The sequence below is a fragment of the Rhodobacter sp. Har01 genome (genome assembly GCF_020564565.1).
Taxonomy (GTDB): Bacteria; Pseudomonadota; Alphaproteobacteria; order Rhodobacterales; family Rhodobacteraceae; genus Pseudogemmobacter.
Map to the genome: position 1 here is coordinate 727,988 of NZ_JAJCTD010000001.1, position 18,210 is coordinate 746,197.

Annotated in this window: 20 protein-coding genes and 1 tRNA gene; 11 read left to right on the forward strand and 10 right to left on the reverse strand. The window is 68.9% G+C overall.

Annotated elements, in window-relative coordinates:
• Positions 1-12 precede the first annotated feature (12 nt).
• Positions 13-2,211 carry a fused MFS/spermidine synthase gene (locus LHP98_RS19450; RefSeq protein ID WP_319638909.1) on the forward strand — a complete coding sequence of 733 codons (2,199 nt, stop codon included), beginning with the start codon at positions 13-15 and terminating at the stop codon, positions 2,209-2,211.
• 63 nt (positions 2,212-2,274) lie between these two features.
• On the opposite strand, the gene LHP98_RS03490 is transcribed toward LHP98_RS19450, so the two are convergent.
• Positions 2,275-2,349: transfer RNA gene (locus LHP98_RS03490), tRNA-Val, on the reverse strand.
• 25 nt (positions 2,350-2,374) lie between these two features.
• On the reverse strand, positions 2,375-2,806 hold the full coding sequence (locus LHP98_RS03495; protein ID WP_227251087.1) for an HU family DNA-binding protein: 432 nt from the start codon (positions 2,804-2,806) through the stop codon (positions 2,375-2,377).
• A 262-nt stretch (positions 2,807-3,068) separates the two neighbouring features.
• Between LHP98_RS03495 and LHP98_RS03500 the strand changes: the two genes are divergently transcribed.
• Positions 3,069-3,500 carry a tail fiber domain-containing protein gene (locus tag LHP98_RS03500; protein ID WP_227251088.1) on the forward strand — a complete coding sequence of 144 codons (432 nt, stop codon included), beginning with the start codon at positions 3,069-3,071 and terminating at the stop codon, positions 3,498-3,500.
• Between the two features lie 35 nt (positions 3,501-3,535).
• Here LHP98_RS03500 and LHP98_RS03505 read toward each other — a convergent pair whose 3' ends face one another.
• On the reverse strand, positions 3,536-4,465 hold the full coding sequence (locus tag LHP98_RS03505) for an alpha/beta hydrolase family esterase (RefSeq protein WP_227251089.1): 930 nt from the start codon (positions 4,463-4,465) through the stop codon (positions 3,536-3,538).
• A gap of 110 nt (positions 4,466-4,575) precedes the next feature.
• Positions 4,576-5,022, reverse strand: a complete 447-nt coding sequence (locus tag LHP98_RS03510; RefSeq protein WP_227251090.1) for a type II toxin-antitoxin system RatA family toxin — start codon at positions 5,020-5,022, stop codon at positions 4,576-4,578.
• A gap of 165 nt (positions 5,023-5,187) precedes the next feature.
• Here LHP98_RS03510 and hpt point away from each other — a divergent pair, with 165 nt between their 5' ends.
• The 4 genes from hpt to LHP98_RS03530 all read left to right on the forward strand — a co-directional run bounded on the left by hpt (position 5,188) and on the right by LHP98_RS03530 (position 7,195).
• Entirely contained in the window at positions 5,188-5,733 is a 546-nt protein-coding gene (gene hpt, locus LHP98_RS03515) for a hypoxanthine phosphoribosyltransferase (protein ID WP_227251091.1), read from the forward strand.
• The gene (locus LHP98_RS03520; protein WP_227251092.1) at positions 5,733-5,909 is read left to right on the forward strand and encodes a hypothetical protein; all 177 of its coding nucleotides are present in this window, start codon (positions 5,733-5,735) and stop codon (positions 5,907-5,909) included. The genes hpt and LHP98_RS03520 overlap by 1 nt, the downstream gene beginning before the upstream one ends.
• 63 nt (positions 5,910-5,972) lie before the next feature.
• The gene (locus LHP98_RS03525; RefSeq protein WP_227251093.1) at positions 5,973-6,869 is read left to right on the forward strand and encodes a cytochrome c; all 897 of its coding nucleotides are present in this window, start codon (positions 5,973-5,975) and stop codon (positions 6,867-6,869) included.
• A gap of 74 nt (positions 6,870-6,943) precedes the next feature.
• Positions 6,944-7,195, forward strand: a complete 252-nt coding sequence (locus LHP98_RS03530; RefSeq protein ID WP_227251094.1) for an N-(5'-phosphoribosyl)anthranilate isomerase — start codon at positions 6,944-6,946, stop codon at positions 7,193-7,195.
• Positions 7,196-7,278: 83 nt separating this feature from the next.
• Here the strand turns inward: LHP98_RS03530 and lipA are convergent, their stop codons facing one another.
• Complete coding sequence (gene lipA, locus LHP98_RS03535; protein ID WP_227251095.1) at positions 7,279-8,229, reverse strand: lipoyl synthase; 951 nt, start codon at positions 8,227-8,229, stop codon at positions 7,279-7,281.
• A 383-nt stretch (positions 8,230-8,612) separates the two neighbouring features.
• Between lipA and LHP98_RS03540 the strand changes: the two genes are divergently transcribed.
• The gene (locus LHP98_RS03540; RefSeq protein ID WP_227251096.1) at positions 8,613-9,167 is read left to right on the forward strand and encodes a hypothetical protein; all 555 of its coding nucleotides are present in this window, start codon (positions 8,613-8,615) and stop codon (positions 9,165-9,167) included.
• A gap of 7 nt (positions 9,168-9,174) precedes the next feature.
• Here the strand turns inward: LHP98_RS03540 and LHP98_RS03545 are convergent, their stop codons facing one another.
• A complete protein-coding gene (locus LHP98_RS03545; RefSeq protein ID WP_227251097.1) occupies positions 9,175-10,299 on the reverse strand; it encodes a DUF6456 domain-containing protein in 1,125 nt (374 codons plus the stop codon).
• 216 nt (positions 10,300-10,515) lie between these two features.
• Here LHP98_RS03545 and LHP98_RS03550 point away from each other — a divergent pair, with 216 nt between their 5' ends.
• Positions 10,516-10,800, forward strand: coding sequence for a DUF6477 family protein (locus LHP98_RS03550; RefSeq protein ID WP_227251098.1), 285 nt, complete (start codon positions 10,516-10,518; stop codon positions 10,798-10,800).
• Between the two features lie 89 nt (positions 10,801-10,889).
• Here LHP98_RS03550 and LHP98_RS03555 read toward each other — a convergent pair whose 3' ends face one another.
• Complete coding sequence (locus tag LHP98_RS03555; protein ID WP_227251548.1) at positions 10,890-12,431, reverse strand: trimethylamine methyltransferase family protein; 1,542 nt, start codon at positions 12,429-12,431, stop codon at positions 10,890-10,892.
• Positions 12,432-12,667: 236 nt separating this feature from the next.
• Between LHP98_RS03555 and guaA the strand changes: the two genes are divergently transcribed.
• Both guaA and LHP98_RS03565 read left to right on the forward strand, forming a co-directional pair.
• Positions 12,668-14,224 carry a glutamine-hydrolyzing GMP synthase gene (guaA, locus tag LHP98_RS03560; protein ID WP_227251099.1) on the forward strand — a complete coding sequence of 519 codons (1,557 nt, stop codon included), beginning with the start codon at positions 12,668-12,670 and terminating at the stop codon, positions 14,222-14,224.
• Between the two features lie 67 nt (positions 14,225-14,291).
• Entirely contained in the window at positions 14,292-14,564 is a 273-nt protein-coding gene (locus tag LHP98_RS03565) for a putative quinol monooxygenase (RefSeq protein ID WP_227251100.1), read from the forward strand.
• Between the two features lie 73 nt (positions 14,565-14,637).
• Here the strand turns inward: LHP98_RS03565 and LHP98_RS03570 are convergent, their stop codons facing one another.
• Positions 14,638-15,063: a Fur family transcriptional regulator gene (locus LHP98_RS03570; protein WP_227251101.1), complete on the reverse strand. Its 426-nt coding sequence runs from the start codon at positions 15,061-15,063 to the stop codon at positions 14,638-14,640.
• Between the two features lie 236 nt (positions 15,064-15,299).
• Here LHP98_RS03570 and LHP98_RS03575 point away from each other — a divergent pair, with 236 nt between their 5' ends.
• Positions 15,300-16,277, forward strand: coding sequence for an energy transducer TonB (locus LHP98_RS03575; protein WP_227251102.1), 978 nt, complete (start codon positions 15,300-15,302; stop codon positions 16,275-16,277).
• Positions 16,278-16,289: 12 nt separating this feature from the next.
• Here LHP98_RS03575 and LHP98_RS03580 read toward each other — a convergent pair whose 3' ends face one another.
• Both LHP98_RS03580 and LHP98_RS03585 read right to left on the reverse strand, forming a co-directional pair.
• Positions 16,290-17,498 carry an ABC transporter permease gene (locus LHP98_RS03580; RefSeq protein WP_227251103.1) on the reverse strand — a complete coding sequence of 403 codons (1,209 nt, stop codon included), beginning with the start codon at positions 17,496-17,498 and terminating at the stop codon, positions 16,290-16,292.
• Positions 17,495-18,208 carry an ABC transporter ATP-binding protein gene (locus LHP98_RS03585; RefSeq protein WP_227251104.1) on the reverse strand — a complete coding sequence of 238 codons (714 nt, stop codon included), beginning with the start codon at positions 18,206-18,208 and terminating at the stop codon, positions 17,495-17,497. The genes LHP98_RS03580 and LHP98_RS03585 overlap by 4 nt, the downstream gene beginning before the upstream one ends.
• Positions 18,209-18,210: the final 2 nt, after the last annotated feature.

Sequence of the window (18,210 nt, forward strand, 5' to 3'; positions counted from 1 at the left end):
ATGACTTCGAGCGTGACACGTCCCGCGACGGCCTTTTCGGGGCGTCTTGCCCTGGCCGGTCTGTTCACGTTGACGATCTTCCTGTCGGCCTCGTTGCTGTTCTTCGTGCAGCCGCTGTTCACCCGGATCGTGCTGCCGGCCATTGGCGGCGCGTCAGCGGTCTGGACGACGGCGATGCTGTTCTTTCAGTGCGTGCTGATCGGCGGCTATCTCTATGCCCATCTGATGACCCGGTATCTTGGCGTGCGCACCCAGATGGCGGTGCATCTGGGGCTTTGGGCCTGCGCGCTGGCGTTCCTGCCGCTGGCGATGCCCGAGGGCTGGAGCTATGACCCGCACCGGTCGACCGTGGTGCAGACGCTGACCCTGTTCGCGCTGGGCGTCGGCCTGCCGTTCGGCTTTCTGTCGGCCAATGCACCGCTGATCCAGTCCTGGTATGGCAAGAGCGGCGGGCCGTCGGCGCAGGACCCCTATTTCCTCTACGGCGCCAGCAACCTGGGCTCGCTGCTGGCGCTGCTGGCCTTTCCGCTGCTGGCCGAGCCGCTGTTCGGGGCGACGGCGATCGGTCGGGGCTGGGCCGCGGGGTTCGTTGTGCTGGGGCTGTTGCTGGTGCCCTGCGCGCTGTTGGCGCGCGGCGGGCAGGCCGGGCCGGCGCCGGCCGAGACGGCTGCGGCCCGGCCGACCGCCGGCCGCATCCTGTGGTGGATGTTCCTGGCCTTTGTGCCGTCGTCGCTGATGCTGGGGGCGACCACCACCATCAGCACCGACATCGGGTCGTTTCCGCTGATCTGGGTGGTGCCGCTGGCGCTGTATCTGCTGACCTTCGTGCTGGCCTTTTCCAATCGCCCCTGGCTGACTGCGGCCCGGCTGCGGCCGCCGTTCATCGCCGCCCTGGCGGTTCTGGCCGTGCTGTTCACCGGCCTGACATCGACCGAGCAAAGCTGGACGCTGGCCGGCATTCTGGTTCTGGCGGTGTTCCTGGTTTCGCTGGTGACGCACCGGATGCTTTACGAGGCCCGCCCGGCCCCCCGCCACCTGACGCTGTTCTATCTGGTGATGTCGGTGGGCGGCGCGGTCGGCGGCGTCTTCAACTCGATCATCGCGCCGCTGGCGTTCGACCAGTTCCTTGAATTCCGCATCACGGTTGCGCTGGCGGCGGTGCTGCTGGCCGGCGCCTGGGGGCGGTTCAGCGTCCGGTCGCTGGCGCTGGGGCTGGCCTTGGGGGTGCTGACGCTGCTGCCGCTGATCCTGGGTCCGGTCGTGCTGGCCGGGGTGTCGCGCCTGGTGCCGGCGCTGGTGGCGGTGGCGATCCTGGCCGGCGGCCTTTGGGCGCTGGGGCGCCTTGGCCCGGCGGGCCATCGCGGCGGCATGGTGGCGGTGCTGGTCTTCCTGCTGACCGCCGGCCTGCTGATCAACAGCGCGGCCCTGCACCGCGACCGCAGCTTCTTTGGCCTGCATGCCGTGCGCGACAAGGGCGATTTGCGGCGCTATTCGAACGGCACCACGGTGCACGGCGCCGAGCGGGTGGCCGACCTGACCGCCGCGCGGCCGACGCCGATCACCTATTACAGCGCCGGCGGCCCGATGGGGCAGATCCTGTCCTCGGATCTGGGCAGGACGGCGCAGCGCGTCGGGGTGATCGGCCTGGGTGTCGGCTCGCTTGCCTGCTATCGCCAGCCCGGGCAGGCCTGGCATTTCTACGAGATCGACCGCAAGGTGGACGAGATCGCCCGCAATCCGGCCCTGTTCACCTTCATGTCGGCCTGCGCGGGCGATGCGCCGACGCATCTGGGCGATGCGCGGATCGTGCTGGAGGGCCAGCCCGAGATGGGGTTCGACCTGCTGGTGATCGACGCCTACAGTTCGGATGCGGTGCCGGTGCATCTGACCACGGTCGAGGCGCTGGCGCTGTACCGCCGGCAGTTGGCGCCCGGGGGCGTGCTGGTGTTCCACATCTCGAACCGCTTCTACCGGATCGAACTGCCGCTGGCGCGCGGCGCTGAGGCGCTGGGCATGACGGCGATGATCCGGTCGCGCAAGGATGTCAGCGACGAGGGGCCGGGTGTGCTGCCCTCGACCGTGGTGGTCATGGCCGACAGCGCCGAAGCGCTGGCCCCCCTTGCCGGCGACCCGCGCTGGCGGCCGCTGGCGGGCGATGGCGGCCCGGTCTGGACCGACGATCATGCCAATCTGCTGGGCATTCTGCGCTAGCGCCGAACACCGCACCCCGAAATGCGCAAAGGCGCGCCGGTGCTGGCGCGCCTTCGGCTGGAATGGTGGGCGATAACGGATTTGAACCGCTGACATCTTCGATGTGAACGAAGCGCTCTACCGCTGAGCTAATCGCCCGAAACCCTGTTCGGTGGCGGGGCTTTTAGCTATCCTCGCCGTCCTCTGCAAGGGGTTCCGTGTCGCCGGCCTCGCGCCTCTTGTGCGGGCCGCGGCGGACCTTGAGCGTCAGATGCGAGGCGCCGTCGCGTTCGGTCTGGCGGGCGATGCGGGCGCGGCCGAAGCCGGGAAGATTCAACTCGTCGCCGCGCCCGAGCGCGTCGCCAAGCGCCATCACGGTCGCTGTCACGATCTCTTTCACCGCAGGTTTCTTGGCCCCGGTCGAGGCGGAGACATGGTCGACCAGTTCCTTCAGACGCAGGCTGGGCGCGCGGACCTTGGCCTGGGCGGCCACATCCGCCTCGGGGGCTTCGGCCCCCGCAGCCTCGGCAACCGGCGCGATCTCGAGCACGGCGGCGGGCATGGCCTTGGGCACGGCCTTGCGTGCCTTGGGGGCGGTCTTCTTCGGAGTGGCCATGCGGAGCGTCCTTCAGCTGTCGGTTCTGGCGCCGAGATTAGCCACGCCGTCACGACAATGCCACCGAAAACCCGGAGATTTTCCGCGGCATCCCGCCCTTGGCAAGGTCGCCGCCGGTGCGGAGCAAACAAACGTTGTGCAATCCCGGTTCTGAGGACATTCTGACCCGGTCGCCGGGGGCCGGCCGATTGTCTGCCAGTGAACTGCCCGTTACCTGCCCGCGCCCGCGACGGGGATGTTGTCACAACCAAGGGACTGCGCCATGAAGAAGTGCCTTCTCCTTTCCTCTGCACTGGTTTTCGGAAGCCTCAGCCTGGCACAGGCCGGTGGCCTGGCCGAGCCGGTGATGGAGCCGGAGGTCATCCGGCAGGATGCCTCGTCGTCGGCCTCGCATGATGCCATCGTGCCGCTCATGCTGATCCTGTTCATGGCGACGATCGCCTCGGCCGGCTCGGGCTCGCCCGCGGCCGCGACCAGCGATGTCCGGCTGAAGGAAGATGTCCGCCAGACCGGCATGACCGCGCAGGGCCTGCCGCTGTATCGCTGGCGCTATGCCGGGCTGCCGGCGACCTATGAGGGCGTGCTGGCGCAGGACGTGGCGATGATCCGGCCGGATGCGCTGGTCGAACTTCCGTTCGGCTACAAGGCGGTGGACTACGGCCGCCTGGGCCTGCCGCTGCGCCGGCTGACCTAGATCGTCGCCAGGCCGATTGCAGACCCGGCCGGCGGTCACCGCCAGAGGGCAAAGAACGTCAGCACTTCGGCGGTGGCGTCGATCTCTTGCGTCTTGCCGCTGGACAGCCGCGCCTTGCGGCTGCCGGGCCAGTAATGCTCGCCGCCCTCGACGGTCATCAGCCGCACCACCACCCGGCCGCCCGCTGTCCAGTCGGTCACCTCGACCGCGGTGCCGTCGTCGCGGGCGTCGATCCGACGGGTGGTCTTGGCCAGAACCGAGGACTGCGGCGCGAGGAAGGCCTTGACCACCGACGCGACCGACGAGAAATCCGCCCGCGTCAGGCTGCGGTCGCCCTGGCCGCCCTGGTAGGGCACCATGCTGTCGGCGGTGCCGTGGATCACCAGCGCAGCCACCGGGCCGCGCAGGCGGTTCGACCTGGTGTCCATGGTGCCGGAAACCCCGGCCACCGCCCGCACCAGCCCCGGGTTCCGGGCCGCGAAGGTCTCGGACATGATCGAGCCGTTCGACATGCCGGTCAGGAACACGCGACCGTCATCTACGCCGTAGCGCGCCGCCACATCGGCGATCACGGCCTTCAGGAAGGCTTCGTCCTGGACCCCGCGCCTGGCGGCCGAGCCGCAGCAATAGCCGCCGTTCCAGGTGAGAAGCCGGTCGCCTCGGCGGCCCGTTCCGGCCGGAAAGACGACCGCGTAGCCCTGGGCGGTGCCCGCGTCGCCAAGGCCCGACGACCGCGCGAACTGCTCGGGGTCGCCACCGCCACCGTGCAATGCCAGGATCACCGGGGCGCCGCGGGTCTTTGCCGGCAGGTCGATCCGATACCAGCGGTCGCCGATCTCGACCCGTTCGGAGCGTGCCAGCGCGGGAACGGCCATGGTAGCCAGGATCAGCACCGCCCAGACGGTCAGGGCACGAAGGGCCGCGATGCGGCGCGGACGGGCGGACATGGGGGAAAGCGCAGTCATGTCTGGGTCTCCGGGCTGTTGGACGCCTTCACGTCACACGTTGCCCGTCGCGGCTTCCGTCGCTGTCTTCGTTGCGGCTTCCGTTGCGGCTTTCGTCGCGGCCTTTGCGGTCAAGGCCCGTAAAGCGCGTTCGCCCGCCGCTCGAAGGCACGCACGACGCGGGTCATCGCCTCGTTGAACACCACCCCGATGATGCCCTGCAGGATGGCGTTCCGGAACTCGAAATCCACGAAGAATTCGACCTCGCAACCGCCCGGCGCATCGCGGAAGGCCCAGGTCGAGCGCATGAAGCGGAACGGCCCGTCGATGTATTCGGTGATGATCCGCCTTTCGTTCGCCAGCAGCTGCACCCGGCTGCCGAACCGCTCTCGGAACACCTTGAAACTGATCACCAGGTCCGCCTCCATCAGCGTGCCGCCGGGGATCGGGGTCAGCGAGCGGATGCGGGCGGCCGAATTCCAGGGCAGGAATTCGGGGTAGCGTGCCACATCGGCCACCAGATCGTACATCTGCTGGGCGGTATAGGGCAGGCGCTTGATCTCATGGTGCGTGGGCATGCGGCTCCGGCGGACGTCGCCTCCATGTGGCGCGAAGCTGCCCGGGGGTCAAGAACCGCCGCAGCCGAAGCCCGCGTCCCGCCGCCGCAGGACGCCGGGACAGAGGCCCTCGCGTTGCGGCCGGCTTGGCGCTAGGAAGGCAGGGAAGCCACCGCAAGGACGCCGATGCCCGACCGCCCCTATGTCATCGACCAGATGATCAGCGCCAAGGCCATTGCCGCCCGGGTCGAATCCCTTGCGCGCGAGATTACCGCCCATTTCAAGGGCACCGACAAGCTGGTCGTCGTGGGCCTGCTGCGCGGCAGCTTCGTCTTCATCGCCGATCTGGTGCGCGAGATCGACCTGCCGGTCGAGGTGGATTTCCTGGAGGCCAGTTCCTATGGCGACGCCATGGCATCCTCACGCGAGGTGCGCATCCTGAAGGACCTGCGGGGCGAGATCGCCGGCCGCGACGTGCTGGTCGTCGAGGACATCGTGGACACCGGCTTTACCCTGCACCATGTGCGCAACCTCTTGCTGTCGCGCGGGCCGAAGCGGCTGGAGGTCTGCGCCTTGCTGGACAAGCCGTCGCGGCGCGAGGTCGAGATCCGGGCAACCTGGACCGGCTTCGAGATTCCCGACGAATTCGTGGTCGGCTACGGCATCGACTTTGCGCAAAGGAACCGCAACCTGCCCTACATCGGCAAGGTCCGCTTCACGGGCGCGGGCTGATGGACCCGCTGCGCTGGATGATGAAGGCAAAGCGCTGGGCGCAGAAGCCGCCCTCGGCGCGGCAGGTCGCGATGTATGGCGGCGTCATCGCGGCTTCGCTGCTGATTGCCGGGATCGAATGGCTGTGGGGTTGGCCGGCCTGGCTGACGGTGGAGCAGCTGCGCGCAAAACCGTGACTGACAGGCCCGGCAAAGCCCGCTAGGGTTGCGGACCAGCCCAAGCCCGAAGGATGCCAGACCATGCGCCTGATCCGCACGCTTGCCCTTCTTGCCGTTCTGGCCGGTGGCACCGGCTGGTGGCTGACCCGGCCCGCGCCGCTGTCCGCCGCCGCGGTCGAGGGTCTGACCGGCGATGCCGCGAAGGGCGAGCGCATCTTCTGGGCCGCCGGCTGCGCCTCTTGCCACATGGCCCCGGGTGCCAAGGGCGAGGCGCAGCGGGTGCTGACGGGGGGGCAGCGCTTCGCTTCTCCCTTCGGCACCTTCATCGCCCCGAACATCAGCCAGGACCCCGAGGCCGGCATCGGCGACTGGACGCTGCTTGATCTTGCCAATGCCATCACCCGCGGGGTGTCGCCTCGCGGCCAGCACTATTACCCCGCCCTGCCCTATGCCTCTTACGCCCGGATGGAGTTGGCCGATGTGGCCGATCTGTTCGCCTTTCTGAAAACCCTGCCGGCCGATGCCACCCCGAACGCCGAGCACGACCTGGGCTTTCCGTTCAACATCCGGGCCTCGCTGGGGGCCTGGAAACTGCTGTTCGTGTCGCAAGCCTGGGCGGTGCCGGGCAACATGACCCCGACCGAGGACCGCGGCCGATACATCGCCGAGGCGCTGGCGCATTGCGGCGAATGCCATACACCCCGCAATGCGCTGGGCGGGCCGGACAAGGCGCGCTGGCTGGCCGGTGCAGCCGACCCGTCGGACCCCGGCGGCAAGGCCCGGGTGCCGAACATCACGCCGGCCAAGCTGACCTGGTCCGAGGCCGACATCGCGGCCTATCTGACCACCGGCTTCACGCCGGAGTATGACAGCGTCGGCGGTCACATGGCACATGTGGTCGACAATTTCGCCCGCCTGCCGACCGAGGACGCGGCCGCCGTGGCGGCCTACCTCAAGCGGGTTGCGCCCGTCGAGTAGGCCCGGCCCGCCCTCTGGAATCCTGTCGGGCAGCGATTAACCGGCTGTTAACCACGGCGCGGCAGGATCATCGCATGACACGCCTGCAGCCCCACCCGCCTGTCTCTGCCCCAGTCCACTCCGATCCGGAGGCCTGGATCAGCCATATCTTCGCGGCTCAGGCCGCACGCGGGGGTGTGGTGCGGCGGTCCATCGCCTGGGTCGACCGCGAGATCGGGCGCGATCGGTTCCTTGCCGAGGTCCGCCGGCGCGGGTTTCATCTCCTGGCAACCTCCAACCAGTTCATCGTGGTCTGCAACCGAGAGCCGGTTCAGATGCTGTTCTGAAGCGCCGGATTTTCGTCGAAGATCCGGAACCCCGAGTTTTCGACGAAAACTCGTATCCGATCCTTCGACGAAGGATCGGTCTGCTAGCCTCGCCCCGGGCGCTCTTTCCGCGCCGCGCTAAGGCGGGCGAAGTCCTCGCCGGCATGGTAGCTGGACCGCGTGAGCGGCGTGGCCGAGACCATCAGGAAGCCCTTGCCATAGGCCGCGGCCTCATAGGCCGCAAATTCTGTGGGTGGCACGAAGCGGGCCACTGCGTGGTGCTTGGGTGTCGGCTGCAGGTATTGGCCGATGGTCAGGAAATCGACGTCCGCACTGCGCAGATCGTCCATCACCTGGCCGACCGACTGGCGGTCCTCGCCCAGGCCGACCATGATTCCGGACTTGGTGAACATCGCCGGGTCGATCTCTTTCACCCGCTGCAGAAGGCGCAGCGAGTGGAAGTAGCGCGCACCGGGGCGGACCTCGGGGTAAAGGCCGGGCACGGTTTCCAGGTTGTGGTTCAGCACGTCCGGTTTCGCGGCGACCACGGTTTCAAGCGCGTCGGGCCCGCATTTCAGGAAGTCGGGCACCAGCACTTCGATAGTGGTCCCGGGCGCGCGGTGACGGATGGCGCGGATGGTCTGGGCGAAATGCTCGGCGCCGCCGTCGGCCAGATCGTCGCGGTCAACGGAGGTGACGACGACGTGGCGCAGGCCCAGTTCGGCTACGGCATGGGCCACGCGGCCAGGCTCGAAGGCATCGAGCGCCTGGGGCTTGCCGGTCGCCACGTTGCAGAAGGTGCAGCCGCGGGTGCAGATCTCGCCCATGATCATCATGGTGGCGTGGCCGGCGCTCCAGCACTCGCCCACGTTGGGGCAGCCCGCCTCTTCGCAGACGGTGACCAGCTTCTTGGCCTTCAGGATGTCGCGGGTCTGCTTGTAGCCGTCGGACGTGGGGGCACGCACCCTGATCCAGGCCGGCTTCTTCGGCTGGGCATTGTCGGGGCGGTGCGCCTTTTCGGGGTGGCGCTCTTCAGGCAGCTTCAGGTCGCGCATGGGTTGCAGACTTCCGGTTTTTCCCCGTGACGGTGCGGGGCCCTTTTCGACATAAGCCGTCATGCCCCGCAAGGCAACGCAGGGAACACGGCACAAGGCTTTACGCGCGCCGACAGAGCAGCGGCTGCGCCAGTCCGGGGAAGGGGAAGCCCCGGCCCGGGACGGGGGGTGCGATCCGCGCCTCCCGTCTTGGTCCCTGTCTTGACGCCCCCCCGTATTGACACCCCCCCGGATTGACGCCGCCCGTCTTGGTGTTTCAGTCTTGGTGCCGTGCGCTGCGCGTGCGGGCGAAACACTCTGGCCACCGCGTTTCCTGCATTTGATCGGCACCAAACCCGGTCGCACCCTTGATCTGGCGCGTCTGATGCGACAACGGTTCAGCGATGATGACCACCGCGCAGCTGTTCCTCGCCCTGATCGGGCTTCTGGCCACACCCGGCCCGACGAACGCGCTGCTGGCCTTGGCGGCAGCGCAAGGGGGCGGGAGGCGGGCGCTGCGGCTGGTGCCGGTGGTGCTGGCGGCCTACGCGGCGGTGGTGCTGCCGCTTTGGCTCTGGGGGGACCAGGCCTTGTCCGCCCTGCCGATCCTGCGGCCGCTGGTGACCGGGCTTGCGGCGATCTGGGTGGCGTGGCTGGCGGTCCGGCTGTGGCAATTGCCCGGCGCCGGCGCCGCCCCTGCAACCACCGTCACCGCACGGCACATCGCCGTGACCACGCTGTTGAACCCCAAGGCGCTGATCCTGGGCCTGGTGCTGCTGCCCGGCTCGGGCGCGACGGGGCTTGCGCTCTTCGCCCTTGTCGTGCCCGTGGTCTCGGTCCTGTGGCTGCTTCTCGGGGCCGGAGCCCTCAGGCGCCTTGGCCCCGGCCTGAATCGCGCCTCTGCCGTCTGGCTGGCGGTCCTGTCGCTGACACTGGCCGCGCGCGCCATGGCGGGCTGACAGGACCTCAGCCGATCAGCGGGCCGGCCCGGCCATAGGTTTCGTCATAGTGCCGGCGCAACCGCATCAGGGCGATGCGCAGCACGATCTTGCCTGACCGCGCCGCCCAGCCCATCCGCCGTTCGGCCGCCTCGATGCCCTCAAGAAAGCAGCAGACCCGCAGCGCCACATCGCCCAGACCCGGCCCCAGGTCGCGCAGCGCCGCGGCTACCCGCTCGCGCGCCCGTGACGGGCCCTCGGCCAGGCCGCTGTCGGTGCGAAAACTGCCGCGGTCGCCGCCGGTCAGGAATTTTTCCCAGTTCTGCGCCACCCGAGGCCCCATCTGCGCCAGTTCGAAATCCTCGCGCAGGCGTTCCGCCGCCTCGACCAGCGGCGTTTCCAGGAACAGCTTGCCGTCCTTGTCGCGCCGCCGCCCCAGCACGGCGACCGGGCTTTCCGCCAGGTTGAACCGCGCCCGGCGCACGCCGTCCTCGTCCTCGATCCGCCGCTCGCCCCAGACCCGGTGCTGGTCGGCGAAGGGTGTCGCCGCCTCGGCCAACCCGCCGTTGCGCCGCCGGTCATCGGCATCCAGCATCCGCTTCAGCGCCGCCCGCCCTGCCGCCGTGATCTCGTAGATCGCCACCCGGCCCGACTTGCGGCAGGCAATCCAGTCCTTCAGGCTCATCGCCTGCGCCACCGCCTTGTCCAGCACCGCGGTCCGCGCCGAGCGCCCGTCGGGGAACTCGCGCAGGACCACCGCCTTGTCCATTTCGGGGGCGAAGGCCAGGACCGAGCCCGGCTCGACCAGCCGGCGCAGCACCCGGCGGCCTTCGCGTTCCAGCTGCGCCTCGTCGGTCACGGCAGTCAGGTCTCGGATCGGGGCGGTCATGGCAGATGCGTCCTTTCGCGTGGAGTCAGTCGGATCGGGGCGGGCTGCCCGAGCCAGCGCCGCCAGCGCCCCGTCCATCAGCGGGTCGTCGCGGCGGTTTTCATAGCGCCGGACCTGTCGCAGGACGGTCGAGGCATTCAGCCCCACTTCGCGCGCCAAGGCACGCAGCGGCACGCCTTCTTCGGTGTGGCTGAGGTACAGTCGGACCTTCGAGGGAAGCCAGTCTGGAAGGCGGGCAGAGGCGATGGCGGACAATCCTGTCATCCTGGGCTTTCGGCGGCATGGGATCGCAGCGTCCGGAAATCGGACGAATGCAACCTATGGAAGAATTGGTTACCTGAGAGTTAACTCTTAACCTTCTGGCGATAATCATAAACAAATGCTAAACATTTCCGACCAGCCCGCACGCTTGAAAAGGTCAAGACGCAACGCCGGGTTGTGCCGGTGCAGACTGCCTCCCGAATCCAAAGGAGGTCTGCCATGCCCGAATCCCATCCGGCGCTCAGCCAGTTGCGGCGCCCCGGACTGATGATGCGCGCCGCCCGCTTCGGGCTTGTGCATTACCGCCGTGGCCGCCAGCTGCAGCGGCTTCTGGCCGGGGAAATGCGGCCGGAACGCACGGTTCCGCGGTTGTTCGAGGCCGAAGCGGCCTTCGAAGAGACCCGCCGCCGGGGCGATGCGGCCTATTCCGTGGTCGCCCATCTTGAGGTGCTGGTGGCGCTTCTGGCCGAATGCAGGCTGTTGACCGCCGCGCGCGGGTCCTGACCCTTACCGGCATCGCAAGGCCCGCGCCCCCGAGCCACGGGGCGCGGGCGAATGTTTCCGCATTGGCAAAACTGTTTTGACCGGATGGGTCAGAGAAAGGCGTCGGGCATCTCGGACTTCCGCCGTGCAACGAAGTCTGCCAGCGCCTCGCGCGTGCCTTCGTCCAGCGCCGGGGCCTGATAGTCGGCCAGCATCTTCTTCACCCGCGCCGAGGCCAGGGCTTCGGTATCGCGCGCGCCCTCTTCCTCCCAGGTCTCGAAAGGCTTGTAGTCCAGCACGTCGGTCCGCCAGAATGCCGACTTGAAATTCGCCTGGGTATGCTCGCAGCCCAGGTAATGCCCGCCGGGGCCGACCTCGCGGATGGCGTCCATCCCCTGCCCGTTCGCATCCACCGACACGCCCTTGGCCAGGCCATGCAGGCAGCCAAGCTGGTCGGCATCCATCACGAACTTTTCATAGGAACTGACCAGCCCGCCCTCCAGCCAGCCGCAGGCATGCAGCATGAAGTTGACGCCCGCCAGCAGCGCCATGTTCAGGCTGTTGGCCGATTCATAGGCCGCCTGCGCATCGGGCAGCTTCGATCCGCAGAAGGCCCCGCCCGACCGGTAGGGCAGCCCCAGCCGCCGCGCCAGTTGCCCCGCGCCATAGGTGATATGCGCCGCCTCGGGCGTGCCGAAGGTCGGCGCGCCGGAGTTCATGTCGATCGAGGTGACGAAGGCCCCCATGATCACCGGCGCGCCCTTGCGCACCAGCTGGCTGTAGGCCACCCCGGCCAGGCATTCGGCCAGCACCTGCGTCAGCGTGCCGGCCACGGTGACCGGCGCCATCGCGCCGCCGACGATGAAGGGGCTGACGATGGCGGCCTGGTTGGCCTGCGCGTAGACCTCCAGCGCGCCCATCATGATGCCGTCGAAGGTCAACGGGCTGTTGATGTTGATCAGGCTGGTCATCACCGTGTTGCGGTCGACGAAATCGTCGCCGAACAGCACCTTGGCCATCGCCACCGAATCCGCCGCCCGCGAAGGCTCCGTCACTGATCCCATGAACGGCTTGTCACTCAGCGTCATGTGCGCCAGCAGCATGTCGAGGTGGCGCTTGTTCACCGGCACGTCGGTCGGCTCGCAGACCGTGCCGCCGGAATGGTGCAGCCACTTGGACATGTAGCCAAGCTTCACGAAATTCCGGAAATCCGCGATAGTGGCATAGCGCCGCCCGCCTTCCGCATCGCGCACGAAGGGCGGCCCGTAGACCGGCGCCAGCACCAGCCCCCGGCCGCCGATCTCGACGTTGCGATCGGGGTTGCGGGCGTGCTGGGTGAAACTCCCCGGTGCCGTCGCACACAACGCCCGCGCCAGCCCGCGCGGAATGCGAACCCGCTCGCCCTGCACATCCGCCCCGGCCTCGCGCCAGCGCAGCAGCGCCGTGGGGTTTTCCACGAAGTTGACGCCGATCTCCTCCAGCACCGTCTCGGCGTTCCACTCGATGATGGACAGCGCCTCCTCGTTCAGGATCTCGAAGTTCGGGATGTTGCGCTCAATGAACCGCGCCGTCTCGAAGCTGACCGCCGTGCGTTCGGCCCGCCGCGCGCTGCCGCCGCCACCCCGCACCCGCCGCGCGCCCGTCTCTGCCACTTCCGTCTCGCTCATCGCCGCCTCCCGGAGGAACCCCTTGCGGCCCTTATGCCCGGCAAGCCTCTCCGGTCGCCCCCCGTTTCCGGCACCTCACCGCCAAAAGCGACACCCTGTCCCGCCGAAAACGACCCGCCTTCATCTGTCCCCAAATATCCCACGGGGGTCCGGGGGTGTGAAACCCCCGGCTCTCGCTCTCCGCCCCTTGCCACGCCCCAAACAGCGCGCTACGCGGGCGCATGACCCAACACGACCGCCTCCTCATCATCGACTTCGGCAGCCAGGTCACCCAGCTGATCGCCCGCCGGCTGCGCGAACTCTCGGTCTATTGCGAAATCCACCCCTACAACCGGGTGGACGACGCTTTCCTCAAGGCCTTCGCGCCGAAAGCCGTGATCCTCTCCGGCGGCCCGGCCTCGGTCTACTGGACCGATGCCCCGATGCCGCCGAAGGGCGTGTTCGATCTGGGCGTGCCGATCCTTGGCATCTGCTACGGCCAGCAGGTGATGATGCACTGCCTGGGCGGCACCGTCGAAGGCGGCCACGGCACCGCCGAATTCGGCCGCGCCAAGGTCACCGCCACCGCCAAGGTCCTGCCGCTACTGGCCGGCTGGTTCGCCGAAGGCCCCGAACAGGTCTGGATGTCGCACGGCGACCATGTGTCGAAGATCGCCCCCGGTTTCCAGGTCTACGGCACCTCGCCCAACGCCCCCTTCGCCATCACCGCCGACCCCGAGCGGCACTTCTACGCCGTCCAGTTCCACCCCGAGGTCCACCACACCCCGCGCGGCGCCAGGCTCTATGAAAACTTCGTCCGCCTCGCCGGCTTCAAGGGCGACTGGACCATGGGCGCCTACCGCGAGGAAGCCATCCGGAAAATCCGCGACCAGGTCGGCAGCGCCAAGGTCATCTGCGGCCTTTCGGGCGGCGTTGATTCCTCCGTCGCCGCCGTGCTGATCCACGAAGCCATCGGCGACCAGCTGACCTGCGTCTTCGTCGACCATGGCCTTCTGCGCCTGGGCGAGGCCGAACAGGTCGTCACAATGTTCCGCGACGCCTACAACATGCCGCTGATCCATGCCGACGAATCGGACCTGTTCCTAACCGCGCTGGAAGGCGTCTCGGACCCCGAGGTCAAGCGCAAGACCATCGGCCGGCTCTTCATCGACGTGTTCCAGAAACACGCGCATGAGGTCGGCGGCGCCGAGTTCCTGGCCCAAGGCACGCTTTACCCCGACGTGATCGAGTCGGTCAGCTTCTCCGGCGGCCCCTCGGTCACCATCAAGAGCCACCACAACGTCGGCGGCCTGCCCGAGAAGATGGGCCTGAAACTGGTCGAACCCCTGCGCGAGCTGTTCAAGGACGAGGTCCGCGCCCTGGGCCGCGAACTCGGCCTGCCCGCCAGCTTCATCGGCCGCCACCCCTTCCCCGGCCCCGGCCTGGCCATCCGCTGCCCCGGCGAGATCACGCGGGAAAAGCTGGACATCCTGCGCCGCGCCGATGCCGTCTACATCGACCAGATCCGCAAGCACGGGCTGTATGATGAAATCTGGCAGGCCTTCGCCGCCATCCTGCCGATGCGCACCGTCGGCGTGATGGGCGACGGCCGCACCTACGACCACGCCCTTGCCCTGCGGGCGGTGACATCCGTGGACGGCATGACCGCCGACTACTACCCCTTCAGCCATGAGTTCCTTGGCGAAACCGCCACCCGCATCATCAATGAGGTCAAGGGAATCAACCGCGTCTTCTACGACTGCACCTCGAAACCGCCAGGGACGATCGAACTCGAATGAGCCGCGGCGGAAAGACGGAACTCGCGCCACTTCCGCGCACGGTTTCCGCGCGGAAATCGTCCGTGCCATGATCACGCTCACCGGCCACCTGATCTGCAGCGGCGAGGCCGAGGCCGCCTTGGTCCGGGCCCACCTGCCCGACCACATCCGGCTGACCCGGGCCGAGCCCGGCTGTGTCAGCTTCCTGGTGACCCCCACCGAAGACCCGCTGGTCTGGCGGGTCGAGGAATCCTTCGCAGACGCCCCGGCCTTCCAGGCCCACCAGACCCGCAGCCGCGCCAGCGCCTGGTGGCAGGCCACCTGCCACATCGGGCGCGAGTTCCAGACCCGCGGCCTGTGACCCGGACCCCGGAATTCGAAGTCGAATTCCGTGCACGATTTCCGACTTCGGAAATCGGCGTCGGGGCGCCGCCCTAGCCGAGCTTCCGGCAGTAAAGCTCAAGCCGGTGATGGACGATCTCATAGCCCATCTCCGCCGCGATCAGCCGCTGCAATTCCTCGATCTTGTCATTGCGGAACTCGGTGATCTGGCCGGTGTCCAGGTCCACGATGTGGTCGTGATGCACCGGATCCGCCACCTCGAACCGGGCCCCGCCCGACTCGAAGCTGTGGCGATGCACCACGCCCTCGCGTTCCAGCACCGTCAGGGTGCGATAGACCGTCGCCAGCGACACGGTATCGTCGATCCCTTTGGCCCGCCGATGCAACTCGGCCGCGTCCGGGTGATCCGCCGCCTCGGTCAGCACCTTGAGCAGCGCCTCGCGCTGGCGCGTCACCCGCACGCCGCCGTCGCGCAGGGCCTGGGTCATCCGGGTGGTCTTGTCGTGCGGCTTCTTCATCGCCGGGCAAGCCTAGCCTCGGCCATTCTCATATGCAACCGTGCCAGTTGCGAATCGGCTGCGGTCCGGCACAGCGTCCGCGGATCGTGGATGGTCGATTCCGTCGCAGCCGTGGCCGCCCCGGGCGGGCAGACTTGACAAGGCCCGGGCTTGCGCGCAACCCGGGCGCGGTTGATCCCATGGGATACACCTTCGGGGGCAGGATGTCGGACAGGCGGGGGCCAGAGGCACGTCTCGTGGCGCAGCGTGGCAAGGCCGCGCCGGGCGCGCGGTCGCTGCGCGCCCTCTCCGCCGGCGCCGTCTTTGCGCCGGCCGGCGCGGCGCCGGCCCTGGTCGCCCACCCGGCCCCGGCTGCAACCGCCCCCACCACCGGCCCCTTCGCGGCCCCCTGGGCGGCGCTGGTCTCGGCCAGCCTGCATGCCGGTGCGGCCCTGGCGTTGGTCGCGGTTCCCGCGGCAATGGGGGCCGGATCGGCCGGCGACAGCGGGCTGGACAGCGCCACCCGGCCGCAGCCGCCTTCGGTTCAGGTCACCCTGCTGACCCCGGCCGACCTGCTGCCCGCCGCCGCCCCCGCGGTCGCCACGGCCCCGCCCGGGCCGCTGACGCCGCCAGCGGCCGAGGATGCCACCCCGGCGCTGGCCGCGACAGCCGAGGTCCCTGACCCCCGGCCCTCCATCGCCCTACCGCAGCCGCCCCGGGCCGATGCGGCCCCGGCCCTGCCCCCGGCTCCGCTTGCGGCCCCGCCGCCAGAACCCGTGCCGGAACCCAAGGCCAAACCCAAGCCCAAGCCCAAGCCAGCGGCGAAGCCGGCGCCCAAGGCGCCGCGCCCCGCCGCCGCGCCGGAGGCGCTGGCCGCCGCCAGGGCAGCCGGCACCGGCCAGGGCGCGGTGTCCGGAGCAGCCGGCAGCGCCGGCGACCCGGGCCTCACGAAAGGCAAGATCGCCGATCTCAAGGCCGCCTGGGGCGCCAAGATCCGGTCGCGGGTCGAGTCGCGCAAGTTCGCCGTCGGCGCGGCCGGAACCGTCAAGGTCCGCCTGACGGTGGCGCGGACGGGCCGGCTGCTGGCGGTGTCGGTGGTGGCCTCGTCCGGGGTCGCGGCGCTGGACCGGGCGGCGGTCAAGGCCGTGAAGGCCGCGGGAAATTTCCCGGCGGCGCCGAAAGGCCTGGCCGAGGACAGCTACAGCTTTACCCTGCCGATCCGCTTTCAAGGCTGACCGGGCCGCACCTTACTGATGCCGCAGCGCCTCGATCGGGTCCAGCCGCGCCGCCCGGCGGGCCGGGAAGAAGCCGAACACCACCCCCACCACCGCCGAAAAGCCGAAGGCCAGCACCACCACCAACGGATCGGGCGAAAACGGGATGGCCATGAACTTGCCCGCCCCCCAGGCCAGCGCCAGCCCGACCAGAATGCCGATCAGCCCGCCGAACAGCGACAGCACCACCGCCTCGACCAGGAACTGCGTCAGCACCTGCCGCCCGGTGGCCCCGATCGCCAGCCTTATGCCGATCTCGCGCGTGCGCTCGGTGACCGAGACCAGCATGATGTTCATGATGCCGATCCCGCCCACCAGCAGGCTGACCGCCGCAACCGAGGACAGCATTCCCGACAGCACGGTGTTGATCGAGTTCAGCATCGAGGCCACCTCCTTCATGTCGGTGACCGAGAAATCGTCGTCTTCGCCCAGGCTGATCCGGCGCCGCTCACGCATCAATTCGCTGATCTGGGCGATGGCATCGGCGGTGGCGGCCCCCTGGGCAATGGCGATCTGGATCGAGTTCACATCCTCGTCCCCGTTCAGCCGCCGCTGCACCAGCCGGATCGGCATCGCCACCAGGTCGTCCTGATCCTGGCCGAAGCTGCCCGCGCCCTTGGCGTCGAGAAGGCCCACCACGGTGCAGGCGATCGACTTCACCCGCACCTGCTGGCCGACCGGATCGGCGCTGCCGAACAGGTTCTTCCGCACCGATTCGCCCAGCAGGCAGACCGCAGCCCCCGCCCGCACTTCCGAGGCCGAGAAGTTGCGGCCCGCGGCAAAGGTCCAGTTCGCCACCTCGGCCCAGGCCTCGTTCGAGCCGGTGATCGAGGTCGTCACGTTGGCATTGCCGGACACCACCGTCGCAGAGGCGTTGGCGATCGGCGCCACCAGCCGCGCCACCGGCAGATGCGACAGCGCCTCGGCATCGCGCAGGGTGAACCGGCGGGCGGGCGGGCCGCCGCCGGGCGGGCCGAAGCCGCGCTGGCCGGGCCGCAACACCACCATGTCGGACCCCAGGCCCTGCACGCTTTGCTCGACCTGGCGCGACGAGCCCTGCCCCACCGTGACCATGGCGATCACCGCGCCGACGCCGATGACCACGCCAAGAATGGTCAGGAACGACCGCAGCTTGTTGCGCAGGATCGACCGGAAGGCCAAACGCACCGCTTCCAGGATCATTGCGCGGCCTCGCTTTGTCGCAGCGCCGGTTCGTCCCGGGTGATGCGGCCGTCGGTGAACACCACCAGCCGGCTGGCATAGGCGGCGATGTCGGCCTCATGCGTGACCATGACGATGGTGATCCCCTCGGTGCGGTTCAGCTCTTGCAGCAGCGTCAGGATCTCGTGGCTGCGGTGGCTGTCGAGATTTCCCGTCGGTTCGTCCGCCAGAATCACCATCGGGCTGCTGGCCAGCGCGCGCGCGATGGCCACGCGCTGCTGCTGGCCGCCCGACAGTTGCGACGGATCATGCCGTTCGCGCCCCTGCAACCCGACCTTGGCCAGCGCGGCCAGCGCGCGGGCCTTGCGTTCGGCGCCGGGGACGCCCTTGTAGATCAACGGCAGTTCCACGTTCTCAAGCGCCGTCGTACGCGGCAACAGGTTGAAGCCCTGGAACACGAAGCCCAGGTAGTGCCGGCGCAGCAGCGCGCGGGCATCGGGCGACAGGTCCTGCACCGCGACGCCGTCGAACAGGTATTCCCCGCCGCTGGGCCGGTCGAGGCAGCCGATGATGTTCATCGCGGTGGACTTGCCCGACCCCGAGGGCCCCATCACGGCAACGAACTCGCCCTTGCCGATGCGCAGGTCCACGCCGTCCAGTGCACGCACCTCGGTCTCGCCCTCGCCATAGACGCGGGCAACGGCGCGGAATTCGATCAGCGGCGCGGTCATGC

Excerpts from the sequence above, each read along its gene's own strand:
- LHP98_RS03495 (WP_227251087.1), bottom strand. The coding sequence starts at position 2,806 with ATGGCCACTCCGAAGAAGACCGCCCCCAAGGCACGCAAGGCCGTGCCC.
- LHP98_RS03500 (WP_227251088.1), top strand. The coding sequence starts at position 3,069 with ATGAAGAAGTGCCTTCTCCTTTCCTCTGCACTGGTTTTCGGAAGCCTC.
- LHP98_RS03505 (WP_227251089.1), bottom strand. The coding sequence starts at position 4,465 with ATGACTGCGCTTTCCCCCATGTCCGCCCGTCCGCGCCGCATCGCGGCC.
- LHP98_RS03510 (WP_227251090.1), bottom strand. The coding sequence starts at position 5,022 with ATGCCCACGCACCATGAGATCAAGCGCCTGCCCTATACCGCCCAGCAG.
- hpt (WP_227251091.1), top strand. The coding sequence starts at position 5,188 with ATGCCCGACCGCCCCTATGTCATCGACCAGATGATCAGCGCCAAGGCC.
- LHP98_RS03520 (WP_227251092.1), top strand. The coding sequence starts at position 5,733 with ATGGACCCGCTGCGCTGGATGATGAAGGCAAAGCGCTGGGCGCAGAAG.
- LHP98_RS03525 (WP_227251093.1), top strand. The coding sequence starts at position 5,973 with ATGCGCCTGATCCGCACGCTTGCCCTTCTTGCCGTTCTGGCCGGTGGC.
- LHP98_RS03530 (WP_227251094.1), top strand. The coding sequence starts at position 6,944 with ATGACACGCCTGCAGCCCCACCCGCCTGTCTCTGCCCCAGTCCACTCC.
- lipA (WP_227251095.1), bottom strand. The coding sequence starts at position 8,229 with ATGCGCGACCTGAAGCTGCCTGAAGAGCGCCACCCCGAAAAGGCGCAC.
- LHP98_RS03540 (WP_227251096.1), top strand. The coding sequence starts at position 8,613 with ATGATGACCACCGCGCAGCTGTTCCTCGCCCTGATCGGGCTTCTGGCC.
- LHP98_RS03545 (WP_227251097.1), bottom strand. The coding sequence starts at position 10,299 with ATGACAGGATTGTCCGCCATCGCCTCTGCCCGCCTTCCAGACTGGCTT.
- LHP98_RS03550 (WP_227251098.1), top strand. The coding sequence starts at position 10,516 with ATGCCCGAATCCCATCCGGCGCTCAGCCAGTTGCGGCGCCCCGGACTG.
- guaA (WP_227251099.1), top strand. The coding sequence starts at position 12,668 with ATGACCCAACACGACCGCCTCCTCATCATCGACTTCGGCAGCCAGGTC.
- LHP98_RS03565 (WP_227251100.1), top strand. The coding sequence starts at position 14,292 with ATGATCACGCTCACCGGCCACCTGATCTGCAGCGGCGAGGCCGAGGCC.
- LHP98_RS03570 (WP_227251101.1), bottom strand. The coding sequence starts at position 15,063 with ATGAAGAAGCCGCACGACAAGACCACCCGGATGACCCAGGCCCTGCGC.
- LHP98_RS03580 (WP_227251103.1), bottom strand. The coding sequence starts at position 17,498 with ATGATCCTGGAAGCGGTGCGTTTGGCCTTCCGGTCGATCCTGCGCAAC.
- LHP98_RS03585 (WP_227251104.1), bottom strand. The coding sequence starts at position 18,208 with ATGACCGCGCCGCTGATCGAATTCCGCGCCGTTGCCCGCGTCTATGGC.